Origin of the sequence: Shewanella sp. SM29, assembly GCF_025654245.1 — a bacterium.
GTDB classification, from domain to species: Bacteria; Pseudomonadota; Gammaproteobacteria; order Enterobacterales; family Shewanellaceae; genus Shewanella; species Shewanella oncorhynchi.
This window is the reverse complement of record NZ_JAKKRN010000014.1, coordinates 64,084-79,517: the sequence shown is the minus strand read 5'-3', so window position 1 is coordinate 79,517 and position 15,434 is coordinate 64,084. Positions and strand designations below refer to the sequence as shown.

Here is a 15,434-nt window from a genome sequence, read left to right as displayed (position 1 = left end):
TTGTATTCCACTTATCCCATTCAATCCTCGCAACTTAAACATATGCCAATAGCAAAACAGTGAGAAAGCGCTACACTGGCTCAATGAAAAGTGGTGATTTGGAAACTGGGGATTATGGGAAAAAGTTCGACATCTGAGCCACGCACGCCATTAACCCAATGGCAAAACAGTTTGCCATTCAAATTTAGCCTTATTCAGCTCGTCATTGCCGCTATTTTGATTTGTAGTACAGCTTGGGTCATGCTGAGCATTCAACGCCAACAAGTTCTTGATCAGCAAGCCGTGTTAAACCAAAACTATGGCCAGTTGATTATCGCCAAACTGCAAGAAATGACTTCACAGGTTGAAACCGTAGTCGACTCTATTTCCAGTATTGCCAAACTTTACCGCTATGATCATGAGCAACTGGTGAAAACCATTCCCACGTTGCTGAAACTCGATAGTCAACAACGCATCATCTCTGGCGGTGGCGTCTGGCCGGAACCCGGCGCGTTTAATCAGCAAAAATTTCGAGATAGCCTGTTTTGGGCACACAATGTAAACGATGAATTAGTCGCCATTGATTCCTATAACAAAGACACATTCCCAAGCTACCACACCGAAGAATGGTATCGCCCGACGCGCTATTTTCCTGCTGGTAAAATTTTCTGGTCAAAATCTTATTTCGATCCGACAACCCATGAGTCAATGATCACAGCCTCAGGCGCTATGTGGATGGACCATCAGTTTATTGGTGCCGCCACTGTGGATATCAGTTTAGAAAAGCTCAATGTGCTATTACGCAATACTATGATTAATGTCAGAGGCTATGTCATAGCCTTAGATCATCAAAACCAAGTACTCGCCTATCCAGATGCCAATAACGATCTTAAGCATCAAACCAATACCAATCATTCTTTCGTCACCTTCAATCATCTCACCAGCCAACAGCCAGATTTCAGCCCCGTCGAAGTCGCATTACAGAGTGCAGATAAAGCCTTTATAGAAGCGGCGATTGCCGAGCGCGTTTTTACCCAAGAACAGATGCAGCATCTAACGAGACTAAGTCATCAAAATGAGCGTGACATGTTAGCGGCCATCGTAAATAACAATGCCTTAAATCATTTTACTGTCCCGAAATTACTGACGTCGGTAACTTTGACCCATGATCCAATCCTTAAAACGGCATCTCTCGTTTCGGTATTTCTCATGCCAAATACCTATTGGAAGGTACTTGTCGTCACCCCAATTTCACCGCTGCAGGATACCGCTAAACATTTAATCGAAAAGGTCGGCGTTTATTTAGTCTGTATTCAACTATTAGGCTTAATTCTATTATTCTTACTCCAGCACCGACTATTTATCACCCCCATTATTGAAATCGTCCAAGCCTTAAAACGTAATGATTCCGCCTCTATCGAACTCAAAGCCAATAACAGCCATGACGAAATTGGCTTATTGGCAAAAACATTCCTATCGCGTACTCGACAACTTGAAGTGGCAATGGCGAGCTTAGATGCGAGTAACCTGGCACTAGAACAGCAATTGCAGAGCCAAAATCTGTTTCAACTGGAGTTAAAGCGCCATAAAGAACAATTGAGGGCTTTGCTTAAATTTTCTCAAAATCTCATCTATATCAAAGATCTTCACGGTAAATATATTCTAGTCAATGACAAATATTGTGAAATCTTAGGTATAGAACGCAGATGCATTATTGGCACCTCTGATTTTGAGATATTTCCCAGCCAATTTGCCCACGAGTATCAACAAAATGATCGACGCGTTCTGCATAATCATGAAGCCATAAACTTCGAAGAAGCTATTCCATCGCCCCTAGGCAATCTTATTTATATCGTGACTAAATTTAAGATCAAAGATGATGACGATACCGTTATTGCAGTCGGTGCTATCGCCTTTGATATCACCTTACAAAAAATTAAAGAGCAAGAACAAGAAAAGTTACTTTTAGGGCAAGTCGAGGCGCTTAATCACCTACAAGAACAAGTTCGCCTCAGTAATCAACATAACCATGAACTCTATCTGCTCCAAGACAAATCAACCCAATTGCTTGAGAAACATCATCAACTCAATCTCAGTCGTGAACAAAGCCAACAGCTAATGCAAAATTTTCTAGCTGAAATGATGACGCAAATTATGCATGAGCAAGATCAGCTACTCGCCAAAGTGTGCCAACTTCAGCCAATAGATAATGCTAACGACCAAAATCAGATCACCGAAATCATGGTGACTCAGGCAGATAAATTGCGACATATTGCCCAGTTATTAACGAATTATCAAAATGACATTCGGCCACTGCATCTCGCACAATTTATGCGCCATCTCTTAGGGTTGCTAAAGGTACAATTAGCTAAAACAAATGTGGAAATAGCGTTAAATTGTGAAGAAAATATCATCATTGATGGCCCTTCATGGCAATATTTGCAGCTGTTTTATCGTCTAATCACCAACACGTTGAATCATGCATTTAAAGCTCACAATGAACAGCGTGAAATAACCATTAATATCGACAAGTCGAGCGAAGAGTTACACATCAGTATTATCGATAATGGGATAGGTATGACAGAGCCGCAACTCGCACAGTTACGGCAAGAACTAGCGCAAGAACTCTGCCTTGGAACGCTGACCTGTATAAATCTGTGGCTTAAAAATGATCTCAATGGCAGCCTTAGCATCAGTAGCCACTTGAACCAAGGCACACACATTCAATGTCGTTGGCCACTGAGTACAGATTTAGAACCGCAATAAACAAAGGTGCGTTATTGATCTAACCATGCCTTGGCTTGGCTATGTTCATCGGCGGTAAATACCTTTACCGGACATGGCAGCATGCAGGCTAGTGCATTAACCATAGCATTTGTTTGAGTGGCATTGGCAATCATCACGACCCTTGAAAAATCACTTAAATGAAATAAACCTAATACCGCATCATCCCACAGGGCCCCAACGGATATACCTTCAAATTCAGGGGAAAACTCGTACCAAAGGCGAATGCTGGCGTGGTCTTGCAGCTTGGCTTCTATGGCGGGAACCAAATAGCCTTCAACATCCCCATGGTTAACACGGCCAGATGCGACCACTGCCAATATATCATCAGCATGACCCGAAGAAATCGTTAGCATTGAACACTCCTTATCAATACATGAAGGGAAAAATAGTTAAAGCTCATACACTAAAGATACACAGACAATGACATAAATGCGGGAAAGATGGGCTTTTTATTTTAAGCTAACACCATTTTATACATACACATCAGCAATGCAAATGACGCCAAAAGGAGCGAATCCACAGCGATAACTCGCATAACCCAGTAACAAAACTTAGTCGCAGAACTCGATGAAAAATGGTGACCATACGAAATAACATGAGGTGAAGCAAAGAGAAGATATTTACCTCACACTCAAGGCTGCTACTGCTCGAGGTTAACAATAAGTGTGAGGAAACACATGGTACTCAAACGATGGTGATTTACGCTGCTAAAAAATAGTATTAGTCATGACTTACCTAAAATCATGCATTAATAAATAATCTAATTGCTATTCTGACTAAGCACTCACTTGAAGTTTAGCGATTTCTTGATCGAACAAATTCTTAATCAAACTAGAAAACTCAGTAATAAATAAAGTCTGTGCGGGAGTCGCTTTATGGTTGGCAACTGAAGCTAAAATCTCTTCTAAATCATACACAATTGCATCCACTTCACGGATAATCACATTACGTTGCGTAAAAGACAACGATGGATTTTGGCCACACACCATAATGATCTGTGCCGACAATTGCTCTTCAAATAATTCCATCACAGTATCGTCTGAAACTACCTCTGAACTTGGTGTTTCAAATAAGCCAAGATGTTCAGTTAAATACTGGACCAAATGCATGTAACCATCTTTATCTGTGACCATTTTTTACCCTTTAAACTCATTAACTTAATATCTATTGTGATGCTATTAATAGCACATCAGAAAATATCAAAGAAGCCAAAAGCTCGGCTTCTTATCAAGATCTCGCATACGCCACTTATTTAACTCTAGCCTATCTTCGATAACAGACGTATTGATCTATACCAATCTTATTGAAGTTACTGAGTTAAGGTTAGTACAAATGACACAGGAACAGCTTGACTAATGCTCGATAAACCCGCAATTTCACGTAATTTATCAATCCCAGCCACAAGATCAAACTCATTGGCATTAACAATTACCGGTTGAAAACTGTTCACTAAAAGTTTGTTATCAGAAACTTTAGTGATAATCACCGAAAAAGCCTTAGTTTGCGATTTGCCGTGTAACGCAATTTTTCCATCAATATCAAAAACTTTACTCTCACCGACGCCAAGATTTTTTAGTATCTTAGGGTCTACTTGTGATGACAGTTTAAGCTCTGGATACAAAGACACTTCAAATAACAAATTTTGCATCCGCTCATCGCGGACATCAATACCCGTTGCCACACCGATTAGTGGAATTGTTAATTCAAATTGACCGTTATCTTTTAGCGTACCTTTGAGTTGTTTAAAGTGATGGACTTCACCTATATCACCTTTCTTTACCGAAATAAAACTGACTCGCGAATCTTGTTCCATCACTTGCCATTGCGCGGCACAGCTAAAACTGGCCATAGCAGATAAGGCGACAATTCCCATCCATTTTTTCATCGTATCCGTCCTTAAAGAGTGAGTTTAAAAGCCATGCCGTAAAGAAAATCGACATCCGCAACAGGCTAAAATCCTGCCCAGTTAAACGTGATCAACATCACCTAACTTAAGCTAAAGATACTCTGTTTATCCATTAGCGACCAGTAAACTATGATTCATACGCGCACTAACCATTTATCTAAGCTATTGGCAAAAGCCTGTTTATCAGCTTGAGAAAACGAATCAGGCCCGCCGGTGTGCACGCCAGAACCGCGCAAATCCTCCATAAAATCGCGCATCGTCAGCTTTTGTTTTATGTTATCGACGGTATAAAGCTCGCCACGGGGATTGAGCGCCAAGGCGCCCTTTTCAATGATTAAAGCCGCTAAGGGGATATCCGCAGTGATCACTAAATGCGTCGGTTCAACATGATCGACAATATATTGATCTGCCACATCAAATCCCGCACCGACTCTAATTTGGCTGATATAGGGAGATGGCGGTACGCGGATCATTTGATTAGCCACCAGCACCAGCGGCAGGGCTTTGCGCTCCGCCGCCCGGAACAGGATTTCTTTGATAGGATTAGGGCATGCATCCGCATCAACCCAAATTTTATAATCACTCAATGTCTTTTAACTCTGTTGTTAGGTTCACGAGCTCAGTTTTATGCCGAGCTATCGAACTATGCACCGTACTAAGGCGCTAAACGATCGATTTCCCACTCTGCATCATGGCGAGAATAAATAAAACGATCATGCAGCCTATGTTCTCCACCCTGCCAAAACTCGATACTCGAAGGTCTCACTAAGTAACCGCCCCAAAAACTGGGTAAAGGCACATCGCCCTTAGCGAACTTAGCCTTCATTTCAAAGAATTTGCCTTCAAGTACTTGTCTAGCGCTGAGTTTACTCGACTGCTGCGATACCCAAGCCGCAATTTGGCTGTCCTTAGGACGGGTCATAAAGTATTTAAGCACTTCAGCGGTGGACAGTGCCTGCGCTTCACCGAGCACCGATACTTGACGCTCTAGAGGATGCCAAGGAAAATGCAAACTGACTTTATTATTAGCAGCAATTTGCTGTGCTTTGCGGCTGCCAAGGTTAGTAAAAAATACGAAACCTGTGTCATCAAAACGCTTAAGTAATACTATTCGTTGAAAAGGTTGGCCGTGCTCATCCACAGTCGCCACACACATGGCGGTGGGATCGCTAAGCTCAGCATCCCTCGCCTGCGTCATCCACAATTCAAACAAGTCCATCGGGTTTTGCGGTAAGTCGGCACGTCTTAAGCCGCCTTTGGCATACTCGCGGCGGATATCACTGAGATCTGTCATAGGGTTTCCTTAAGCAAACACCAAAAATTCACATGAGTTCAGGGATCAGCACTTCAGCCTGAAGCTGCTGATAGTGGCTAAAACCAATGTCATAACCTTGCTCGGTCGTTAATGAACACCGCCCTAAGCATAAATGGGCAGGAAATCCCTGCGTTGAGTCGTCGGTATTAAAGCGGATTGTGTCCCAACTGACAGGAGCAAACAAGGTTAATAGACGCGCTAATAGATCTTGCGGATACTGCGCTAAATCCAGATTCGTTTCAAAGCTCACATAGGAGCTAGCGCACGCATTCTCGCTTTGAGGCGTAATATGCAAAGTAACATAATATTTGCCCCAAAGACCGTTCATCGAAAAGCCTGACGGATCAAATAAATGGGCGTCAATCTCAAATTCAGGGAGTAAATCGTTAAGCTCGAGTGCGGCGCAAATCTCATCTTTACTCTGCGAGCCGCCATTAAGATAGTCGGCAAATTCGCCACGAATGTGGTACATCAACAGCTCACTGGTTTGATCATCCTTTGGTGCTCGATAATCACTGTCAGAGCAGAAAAAATAGTGATGATGGCTGTCGAGATGGCCCACTCGAAAGGCTTTACCGGCAATACGTTGGCGCAGTTTGCCAATATCTTCGGCAAAACTCGTGGTTTGCAGATGAGCTTGGTATTCGTTTTTACGCTGATAACTCACCAAGGCCATCGCAGGTGCGCCAAGCGCGCCGATAAAGTAACAGGCGGCGTCCACTAAGGTACTGTTACCACAGGTGAGCATGACAAATCTGTCGTGCCATACAAACAAGCTGGATTCACTCAACAGATAGGCATCACAGTCCGCATTACTTAACTGCGACAGTATCTCGGCGTGGGCACAGTTGACTAAGGCAGACCAAAAACTCACATCGAGTTCGCGTAAATTCGGCGCAGACGCCGTCACGATAATCTCGAGTTTTTTTTCTGAACCTTCAAAAAACATCAACCCTTTGACCTCATGATCGTCACTCATCCTTTACTTGATCCTAGAACAACGCGATTTTACACGACTAAAACGGCAATAAAAGCGAAAAATCTGTCCTTATAAAAACAAAAATCAGCCGAGGTTACCCAAGGCTGATTTATTTTAACACGCTAGAAATTAAGAAAAATCTTCTAAATAGGTATAGCCTTTCAGCCCTAGTTGCAATTCTTCTAAAATTTGTGCGCGTTCACCTTCGGCGATATGCAGATTCACTAACTCTTCATAAGTGCGCATAAAGGCCACCGCATCTAAGTTAACGTAACGCAATACGTCAGCAACCGTGTCACCCGCCAATACCGATTCGATGTTAGTCACACCATTATCTTCGATGCGAACCACTGCTGAGTTTGTATCACCAAACAGGTTATGCATATCACCCAAGATTTCTTGGTATGCACCCACAAGGAAGAAACCAATCAGGTATGGGCTATCCGCACTCCATGCTGGCACTGGCAGCGTGGTTTCAATCCCTTGACCATCAACGTATTGATCGACAATACCGTCAGAGTCACAGGTGATATCGAGCATGACAGCACGGCGCTCAGGGGCTTTATCTAGGCCCGATAACGGCAATACTGGGAACACTTGGTCAATACCCCAAGCATCCGGTAATGACTGGAATAATGAGAAGTTAACAAAGAACTTATCGGCTAACTTTTCATTGAGTTCATCAATGATAGGTCTGTGATAACGGTTTTTCGCACTCAATAGCCCTTGCACTTCATGACACACGCGCAGGTTAGCTTGCTCAGCCCACGCACGCTCCGCTAAGGTCAATTGACCTAAAGCGAATAGCGAATGCGCTTCTTGTAAGTCACTTTGGCTATCGTGGTAAATCTCAATCAAAGCACGTTGATCGGCGCGGCCGCTGATCTCAGACCATGAATGCCACATGTTATGCAATAACTGTGGTGAATCTTCCGCTGGCGGTTGAATATCTTCAGGCTGATAAGCTTCAGTACCGATAACATCGGTGATAAGCACTGCATGGTGCGCCGTTAAGTAACGACCCGATTCTGAAATAATACGTGGCATAGGTTGCTCGTATTCATTACAGATGTCAGTCAATACGTTAACTATGTTGTTGGCGTATTCGGTCAGGCCATAGTTCATCGAGTTATTACTTTGGCTACGAGTGCCATCGTAATCCACCGCTAAACCACCACCGACGTCGAAGCAGTTAACGCTTGCGCCTAATTCACGTAATTCACAGTAGAAACGACCCGCTTCACTCACACCTTGGCGAATATCACGGATATTAGCGATTTGCGAACCTAAGTGGAAATGCAGCAATTGCAGCGAATCCAGCATATCGTGTTGCTTAAGTTGCTCTACAACCAACAAAATTTGCGCAGCAGATAAACCGAACTTAGATTTTTCACCGCCGCTCGCCTGCCACTTGCCTTTGCCTTGGAACGCTAAACGTGCACGTAGACCTAAACGCGGTGTCACACCCAAACGTTTAGATTCAGCTAACACCATTTTCAGTTCAGACAGTTTTTCTAAAACGATGTAAACCTTATGGCCTAACTTTTCACCAATCAGTGCTAAACGGATATATTCATTATCTTTATAACCATTACATACAATGACTGAACTGGCTTTTTGCGCCATGGCTAACACAGCCATCAGCTCAGGCTTACTGCCCGCTTCTAAACCCAGTTGTGGTACTTCTTTTGATGCCTGACTCGCCAGGATCTCTTCCACCACAGTTTGCTGTTGGTTTACTTTAATCGGGTAAACCAGCAAATAGTCCGCCTGATACTCGTACTTCTGTATCGCTTGGTCGAATGCTTGGCACAAACTGTTCACTCTGTGGTGCAGGATCTGCGGAAAACGAACTAGTACAGGTAAAGCGACTCCCGCCTTAACCATGTCTTTGGCTAGCTCATTTAAGCCAATCTTGTAATCAGGATTTTTGGGGTCCGGTGACACAGTCACCTCACCTTGATCGCTAATCCCATAAAAACCTTGGCTCCAGTGAGTAACATTGTACCCAGCACGAGCATCATCAATAGACCAATCATTCATTATTATTTAGCCCGTCTATTAAAAAATGGGTTAAACGGTTATGGCTTAATAGCACAACCGCCCGTTCGACAAACCCAGGCAAAGGGACACCTTACCTGACATACACGAAGGTAGATTTTACCTTCTACTTAATGCCGCAACGTCACGCTAGTGTAAGTGACATTGCTGCGATTTTCATTAATAGCGCTAGAGACAACTCATCTTAGCGCAATACATCGTATCATATTGACGGGAAAGCTTATTCCCTTACCTCAGTAAAGCTATCTTTACTTGCCTCGCTTGCATTTATCCTCAGCCTAAAGGGCGCAAATACCGCCCAAAAGCCAAATAAGATCCTGAGTCGCATCCTTAAAACATCAAGCTAATAAGTAGCTTAAAGACGTTCGAAAGAGGTTAAGACCTTCAGAAACCGATAACACAAGTAGAAAACGAAAACCGATAACACTGAACTAGCGAAAACGCCAAACCAGCTTATCGCTAGGCAAGATTATTTTAACAGGGGACTATTGGCTTCTTCGCGGCCAGAATTGATGCGGATCAACGTGAGATGCTTAAGGCCAGTATCATCGTATGGTACGACAATCGAGTGTTGGCATTGTGACACTTTTAGGCAAAGTGCAAAAAATGGATGCTTGTGCATTAGCTAATAAAAACCCTCTTAACCCCATGTAAATCGATATGTTGTCAATTACACGGTTAATGACTGGTGAACCATAAAACCTTTATTACTCACGTAATATTTGTAATGTCTGCAACGAGCAAAGTCGTTGAACGGCGCAATTAAACCGCGCAATGTCACAGAATGCAAGCAAGAATCTCATTTAATCTTTTGCATTAAAATATAATAAACACTTGCTTAACAACCACCCGCCACCCATTGGTTTTAAATAGAGTAATATTAGTTAGTTAACCCATAAACGTCGTACAAGTCTGTTCAATATTTTTTATATCCCCTTTGTCACTTTTATTGACATTTACCCCTGCAAATATCCCTGATTTTTGTGTGTCACTCAAGTGATGCACATTTGCCAACATTAAGCGAAGCCAAACAACCAATATCACAGCGCCAAACCCGCCACAAATCAGTGGTTCCTCCGAGACACAATGCGTGGTTAAGCCTGCGCTGAGTGACGACTCACACATGCTAAGATAAAGCTCAAAGACAATAATGCTGCAGTTTCAGCACCGAAGTGTATAATCGCAACCGAATCACATTCCATTATGCACAGAGAGATCCATGGTACAGATAGGTAAAACCTGCAAACTTGAGGTTGTAAAACAAGTCAGCTTTGGCGTGTATTTAAACGCCCACGAATTAGGGCAAGTACTGCTGCCAAACAAAGTCACCCCAAAAGACTGCCAAGTCGGTGATCTGCTTGACGTGTTTCTGTATCTAGATTCTGAAGATATCGTGATTGCTACCACGCGCCGTCCATTGGCACAGGTAGGCGAATTCGCCTACTTAAAAGCCGTCGCAACCGGCCCTTATGGCGCTTTTTTAGACTGGGGCTTAGATAAAGATTTATTACTGCCCTTCGGTGAGCAACATAAGCCTATCGAAGAAGGCCGCTCATATCTGGTCTATGTACACGCCAACCGCGCCGATGAACGCATCATGGCCTCATCAAAAATCGATAAGTTCCTCGATAAGACAGAGCCTGAGTACACAGTGGGTGAGCAGGTCGATTTATATATCGGCGGCACCACAGATTTAGGCTACAAAGCCATTATTAATCATGCCCATTGGGGCGTGATTTATGAAAATGAAGTGTTCCAAAAACTGCGTTTCGGCCAAAGACTCAAAGGTTTCATCAAACAAGTGCGCCGCGACGGCAAAATCGATCTTGTGCTGCAACAAGGCAGTAAACAAGAGTTAGATAAGCACGCCCACATCATTCTGATCAAACTCAAACAGGCTGGCGGCTTCTTAGCCCTGACCGATAAAACCGATGCTGAAATCATTTACGATCAGCTTGGTATGAGTAAAAAAGCCTTCAAAAAAGCCATAGGTGGCTTATTTAAGAATGGTCAACTGAGCATAGATAATGATGGTTTGCGTTTGACTGAAACCGCAGAATAATCAACTCTATTCAGGACTTAGCGTTAAAATTGTACAGTTTACCATCACTAAGGCTGAGTTTGACTGACAACTCCTAGGATATTAAGCATGGCTCTGTTATAAACAAAGCCATGCTTTTTTCTTTGGAGCTTATATGGAACTCACGTTACACGAAGCCAGAGTCATCGGATGTCTGCTTGAGAAAGAAATCACCACCCCCGAGCAATATCCACTCTCGCTAAACTCATTGACCTTAGCCTGCAATCAAAAAACCAGCCGCGAGCCCGTACTAGAACTCAGTGAAACCCAAGTGCAAATCGCCGTTGATTCCCTAAATCGGAAACGTTTGATCAGCGAACAGTCGGGATTCGGCAGCCGCGTCGTTAAATACAAACACAGGTTCTGCAATACCGAATTCAGCGAACTTCAACTGTCCCCCGCCGCACTCGCCATCGTCTGTTTGTTGCTATTACGTGGTCCACAAACACCGGGAGAACTACGGACCCGCAGCAATCGCCTACACGAATTTAAAGACGTGATCGACGTGGAAGATTGCATCCGCCAATTAATGAGCCGTGAAAAGCCCTTCTTAAAACAATTACCCAGAGAAGCTGGTCGCCGTGAATCCCGTTATGTGGAATTATTCTCTGCAGCGTCATCGCACGAAAGTGCTAGTCAATCCCATAGCACAAGTCATACCTTAGCCCATGTCGCTGTATCTGTAGACGCAGAGCCGCTTGAATTAGTGAACAGAGTGACAGAGCTTGAACAACAAGTCGCCGAACTGACGCAAAAGCTCGATGAATTAATCGCCTCATTGAGCTAATTAGCGATAGATAATGACTGATAAATACCGATGGATAATAAGTGCTATGTGAGCAACATGGCACTTATGGACCAATCCACTGTCTACCCAAGGGTGAGAAACTTAACCGCGCCAAGCACCATAGCCCCTGAACCTAGCGCAAAAAAGAATAGAGACAGCACATGACCAATAATCCACCCAGCAGTTTCAACAACATGTTTATTATCGCCATGTTTGAACTGCGCAAATTTTTATTTAATACCCGCGGGATCATCGCCTTGGTCGCCTTTGGTTTAGTTTGGGGTGTACTTCTGCTTTACCCCATTCAAAGTGCATCGGCCATGTTATTGCAGCCCAATGTAAAAGATATCATCGACAGCTTATTTGGTGCCAATACCCTCAATGTGCTCTTTGAGTGGCCCGTGGCCGAAATGGCAGTGTTTTGGTGTTTTGCGCTGTATTTGTTTCCACTGTTCAGTATTCTTATCGCCGCCGATCAGTTCTCATCGGATAAAACCCTCGGCACGCTGCGCTTTTTAACCATACGCACTAGCCGTGACAGCTTATTGTTCGGCCGTTTTCTCGGCCAAATTCTGATCCAAGGTTTACTGATCCTATTAACGATTATCGCCACTGTCGCCCTCGCGCTCAGCCGCGACAGCCAACTGTTTTTATCTGCGTTAACGTCTGGCGCCTTGGTGGGTCTTAACCTCATCATAGTGATCTTGCCCTACACGGCTGTGATGACTTTATTGTCCCTGTATGCGCGCACGGCACGCCAGGCTATGGTGTTTGCCACCATTTTATGGACGGTGATTTCCATCACTATCGTGGTGTTAGCGAATCAATCTAGCCTACTCGCACAACTCCAGTGGGTATTACCCGGTGCTCAACTGTCGGACATGCTCAATACCAATGGACTCAATAGCTTAGTCTATGCCCCAATTCCACTGTTACAAACCGCTGTGGCCCTCTTGCTCGGCAGAATTTATATGCAAAGGAGCTCGCTATGAGTCTGATCCAATGCCAAGGGCTATCGAAGCTTTACGGCAGCAAAAAGGCGCTGAATAATGTGAGTTTCAGTCTTGAAGCGGGTGCCCCCATCGCCCTTGTCGGTCCCAATGGCGCGGGTAAAACCACGCTTTTTAGCCTGTTATGCGGCTATTTATCACCCAGCTCTGGAACCATAACCCTACTCGGTGAAGCCCCCAATAGCCCTAAACTCTTAGGCAAGATTGCCGCTTTACCCCAAGATGCAGTGCTCGATCCCAACTTGACGATTGTCAGCCAGTTAATATTTTTCGCTCGCCTGCAGGGCATGAACGTGGAGCAAGCAAAGCAAGAGGCACTGCGCGTGTTGGCCTTGGTCGATCTAATTGATGTTGCCGAACAAAAACCGCCTAGCCTTAGCCACGGTATGAGTAAACGTGTATCGATTGCGCAGGCGCTGATTGGCTCGCCAGAATTAGTATTATTAGATGAACCGACGGCGGGACTCGACCCTGCCAATGCAAAAAAAGTCCGTGAACTGGTTAAAGCCTTATCACCCACCACAACTTTTATGATCAGCTCCCATAATCTCGATGAGCTCGAAAAGCTGTGCGATCAAGTGTTGTATTTAGATAAAGGCCAACTGAGCCAAGCTGTGTCAATGCATGCGTCGACCGACAGCGATTACCTGACGTTAACCATGCAAAACTGTGACAGCGATGCACTGCAAGCGGAAGTGGCAAAACTGGCGGGAGTGGTGAACATTAGCTCAAAACAAAGCAATGTGTTTATTATCCAGCTAGACACAAATACAGAAAAAGCGCACAACAGTGATATTGAGATGCGCCTATTCGCCCTCTTCAATCAGCATCAATGGCAATACAAGATGCTGCTGAAAGGTCGCACTCTGGAAGAAACACTCTTTTCATAGGCAAGCGTTAAAAGGGTTTCTCATCACCCAACGGTTGATTAGTGTTCAATTTATAGCCTAAGCGCAATACGCCTTGCGCTTAGGCCTTTTAACTAAGGTTTTAAACTAAGGCTTTCAATAAGCCTTTAAATTAAGTCAGTCACTTCGCCCAGTAAAATCAGCCCACCACTCAATCCGACAAACTTGTACCTACTTTAGCAACACACAATCACCAAAAGCTTCACAAGCCTGTCAATAAAACACCAATCAACCGCGCTGAGCTTGCTATGGCTTTTAATCTCGGGACGAGCTTGTTATAACTCCCCTTCGATTGAACCTAAGCTGACTTCAGAGGTTTCTATGAACAAAGCACAACTTATCCAACGTATTGCCGCCGAGCTCAATGCATCGCAAGCGAGTACTAAACCTGTGGTTGAGCAGATACTGCAACAGATCCACGCCGCCTTGAGCGAAGGCGAGAAAATTTTCCTGCCACAATTTGGCACCTTTGAACTCAGATACCATGTCGCTAAAACAGGGCGTAATCCACAAACGGGCGAAGCCATAGAAATCGACGGTTACAATCAGCCCAGCTTTAAAGCCTCAACCGCATTGAAGCAGCAAATCAATAGCAGCGCTTAGCTTCAATGTGCAGGCACTATTTTGCGAGATTTTGCGAACATTAGTCAGCAGCCTTGATAGAAATGAGCCTCAACATAATTTGAGGCTCATTTTTTATCAAAAGAAAAATAACCGTTCCGCTTAGGGGAAAGCCTTAAACAATTATGCAGTCGCTAAGTATTGCTCTCCTCACCTTGATAAAGTGGCGCAATATCGACATAGTCAGCAGCGTTTTCAGCACTTGGATCCTCGAGAAATGGCACACAACCGAGGAAAGGTGCCGTCATCATCTCTTTAAGGCTCGTCAGATTCTCCTCAAACATACTCATATTCGGGTCGACACGATTAGCAACCCAGCCTGCAATCTTAAGCCCATCGGCCAATATCGCCTCTTGAGTCAGCAATGCATGATTTAAGCAGCCGAGTTTCATGCCAACCACGAGTATCACTGGCAGTTCTAATCTCTGTACGACTTCCGAAAGATACCTGCCATCACCTAAGGGTAAACGCCAGCCTCCCGCGCCTTCAATCAAGCAAAAATCCGCTTGAGCAAATGCCACTAAATCTAAACTTTCAATAATAGCTTCAGGCGCTAAACTCACGCCCACTTGGGCGGCGGCAATGTGCGGTGCAATCGCAGGTTCGAAGGAAAAAGGATTGATGAGTGGATAAGCCAATTTTAACGATGATGACGTCATCAGCTGTAACGCATCGGCATTACGCAATCCTTCAGAGGTTTGCGCGCAGCCCGAGGCGATGGGTTTAACACCTAAAGTCAACATAGTGTTGGCTGCAAGAATACTCACAGCGGAGTCAGCATTGGCTATGAGCCCTAAACGATTCACAGCGGTTAATAATGCCGCCGAAACCAAAGTCTTACCGCTATCGGTATCTGTACCTGTTACAAAATACATATTAGATCCTTATCTGTTGCTATGAGTTGTGCTTTGTTAAGCACACTCTCCATAAGCTAAATGTCCATATAGCTAACGATCTCTATACGTAATGTTAAAAATCCAACGTTTTCTAGATATTAGTGC

At 44.1% G+C, this 15,434-nt stretch carries 15 protein-coding genes; 6 read left to right on the top strand and 9 right to left on the bottom strand.

The annotated features are described in order from the left end of the window. Positions 1-114: 114 nt before the first annotated feature. Positions 115-2,745, top strand: a complete 2,631-nt coding sequence (locus tag L5L77_RS11685; protein ID WP_263138243.1) for a PAS domain-containing protein — start codon at positions 115-117, stop codon at positions 2,743-2,745. An 11-nt stretch (positions 2,746-2,756) separates the two neighbouring features. Here L5L77_RS11685 and L5L77_RS11680 read toward each other — a convergent pair whose 3' ends face one another. The 8 genes from L5L77_RS11680 to L5L77_RS11645 all read right to left on the bottom strand — a co-directional run bounded on the left by L5L77_RS11680 (position 2,757) and on the right by L5L77_RS11645 (position 9,649). Then, positions 2,757-3,119, bottom strand: coding sequence for an STAS/SEC14 domain-containing protein (locus L5L77_RS11680; protein WP_028760325.1), 363 nt, complete (start codon positions 3,117-3,119; stop codon positions 2,757-2,759). 423 nt (positions 3,120-3,542) lie between these two features. Beyond that, on the bottom strand, positions 3,543-3,899 hold the full coding sequence (locus L5L77_RS11675; RefSeq protein WP_113938764.1) for a DUF3802 family protein: 357 nt from the start codon (positions 3,897-3,899) through the stop codon (positions 3,543-3,545). A gap of 176 nt (positions 3,900-4,075) precedes the next feature. Further along, positions 4,076-4,651: a YceI family protein gene (locus tag L5L77_RS11670; protein ID WP_028760327.1), complete on the bottom strand. Its 576-nt coding sequence runs from the start codon at positions 4,649-4,651 to the stop codon at positions 4,076-4,078. A 155-nt stretch (positions 4,652-4,806) separates the two neighbouring features. Beyond that, positions 4,807-5,259: a YaiI/YqxD family protein gene (locus L5L77_RS11665; protein WP_006081277.1), complete on the bottom strand. Its 453-nt coding sequence runs from the start codon at positions 5,257-5,259 to the stop codon at positions 4,807-4,809. 68 nt (positions 5,260-5,327) lie between these two features. After that, positions 5,328-5,966: a pyridoxamine 5'-phosphate oxidase gene (gene pdxH / locus L5L77_RS11660; RefSeq protein ID WP_131523902.1), complete on the bottom strand. Its 639-nt coding sequence runs from the start codon at positions 5,964-5,966 to the stop codon at positions 5,328-5,330. A gap of 28 nt (positions 5,967-5,994) precedes the next feature. Further along, entirely contained in the window at positions 5,995-6,936 is a 942-nt protein-coding gene (locus tag L5L77_RS11655) for an S-adenosylmethionine decarboxylase proenzyme (RefSeq protein ID WP_263185978.1), read from the bottom strand. A 159-nt stretch (positions 6,937-7,095) separates the two neighbouring features. Continuing rightward, entirely contained in the window at positions 7,096-9,009 is a 1,914-nt protein-coding gene (gene speA, locus L5L77_RS11650) for a biosynthetic arginine decarboxylase (protein ID WP_028760330.1), read from the bottom strand. A gap of 487 nt (positions 9,010-9,496) precedes the next feature. Continuing rightward, on the bottom strand, positions 9,497-9,649 hold the full coding sequence (locus L5L77_RS11645; RefSeq protein ID WP_263185954.1) for a hypothetical protein: 153 nt from the start codon (positions 9,647-9,649) through the stop codon (positions 9,497-9,499). A 597-nt stretch (positions 9,650-10,246) separates the two neighbouring features. On the opposite strand from L5L77_RS11645, the gene L5L77_RS11640 reads away from it, so the two are divergent. The 5 genes from L5L77_RS11640 to L5L77_RS11620 all read left to right on the top strand — a co-directional run bounded on the left by L5L77_RS11640 (position 10,247) and on the right by L5L77_RS11620 (position 14,415). After that, positions 10,247-11,089 carry a S1 RNA-binding domain-containing protein gene (locus L5L77_RS11640; RefSeq protein WP_006086322.1) on the top strand — a complete coding sequence of 281 codons (843 nt, stop codon included), beginning with the start codon at positions 10,247-10,249 and terminating at the stop codon, positions 11,087-11,089. 133 nt (positions 11,090-11,222) lie between these two features. Then, positions 11,223-11,894, top strand: coding sequence for a YceH family protein (locus L5L77_RS11635; RefSeq protein WP_113938766.1), 672 nt, complete (start codon positions 11,223-11,225; stop codon positions 11,892-11,894). A gap of 161 nt (positions 11,895-12,055) precedes the next feature. Continuing rightward, positions 12,056-12,886: an ABC transporter permease subunit gene (locus tag L5L77_RS11630; RefSeq protein ID WP_263211833.1), complete on the top strand. Its 831-nt coding sequence runs from the start codon at positions 12,056-12,058 to the stop codon at positions 12,884-12,886. Next, positions 12,883-13,794: an ABC transporter ATP-binding protein gene (locus L5L77_RS11625; RefSeq protein ID WP_263185951.1), complete on the top strand. Its 912-nt coding sequence runs from the start codon at positions 12,883-12,885 to the stop codon at positions 13,792-13,794. Before L5L77_RS11630 ends, L5L77_RS11625 begins: the two co-directional genes overlap by 4 nt. Before the next feature lie 321 nt (positions 13,795-14,115). After that, complete coding sequence (locus tag L5L77_RS11620) at positions 14,116-14,415, top strand: HU family DNA-binding protein (RefSeq protein ID WP_263185977.1); 300 nt, start codon at positions 14,116-14,118, stop codon at positions 14,413-14,415. A 152-nt stretch (positions 14,416-14,567) separates the two neighbouring features. On the opposite strand, the gene bioD is transcribed toward L5L77_RS11620, so the two are convergent. Next, entirely contained in the window at positions 14,568-15,308 is a 741-nt protein-coding gene (gene bioD, locus L5L77_RS11615) for a dethiobiotin synthase (RefSeq protein WP_105252838.1), read from the bottom strand. Positions 15,309-15,434 lie beyond the last annotated feature (126 nt).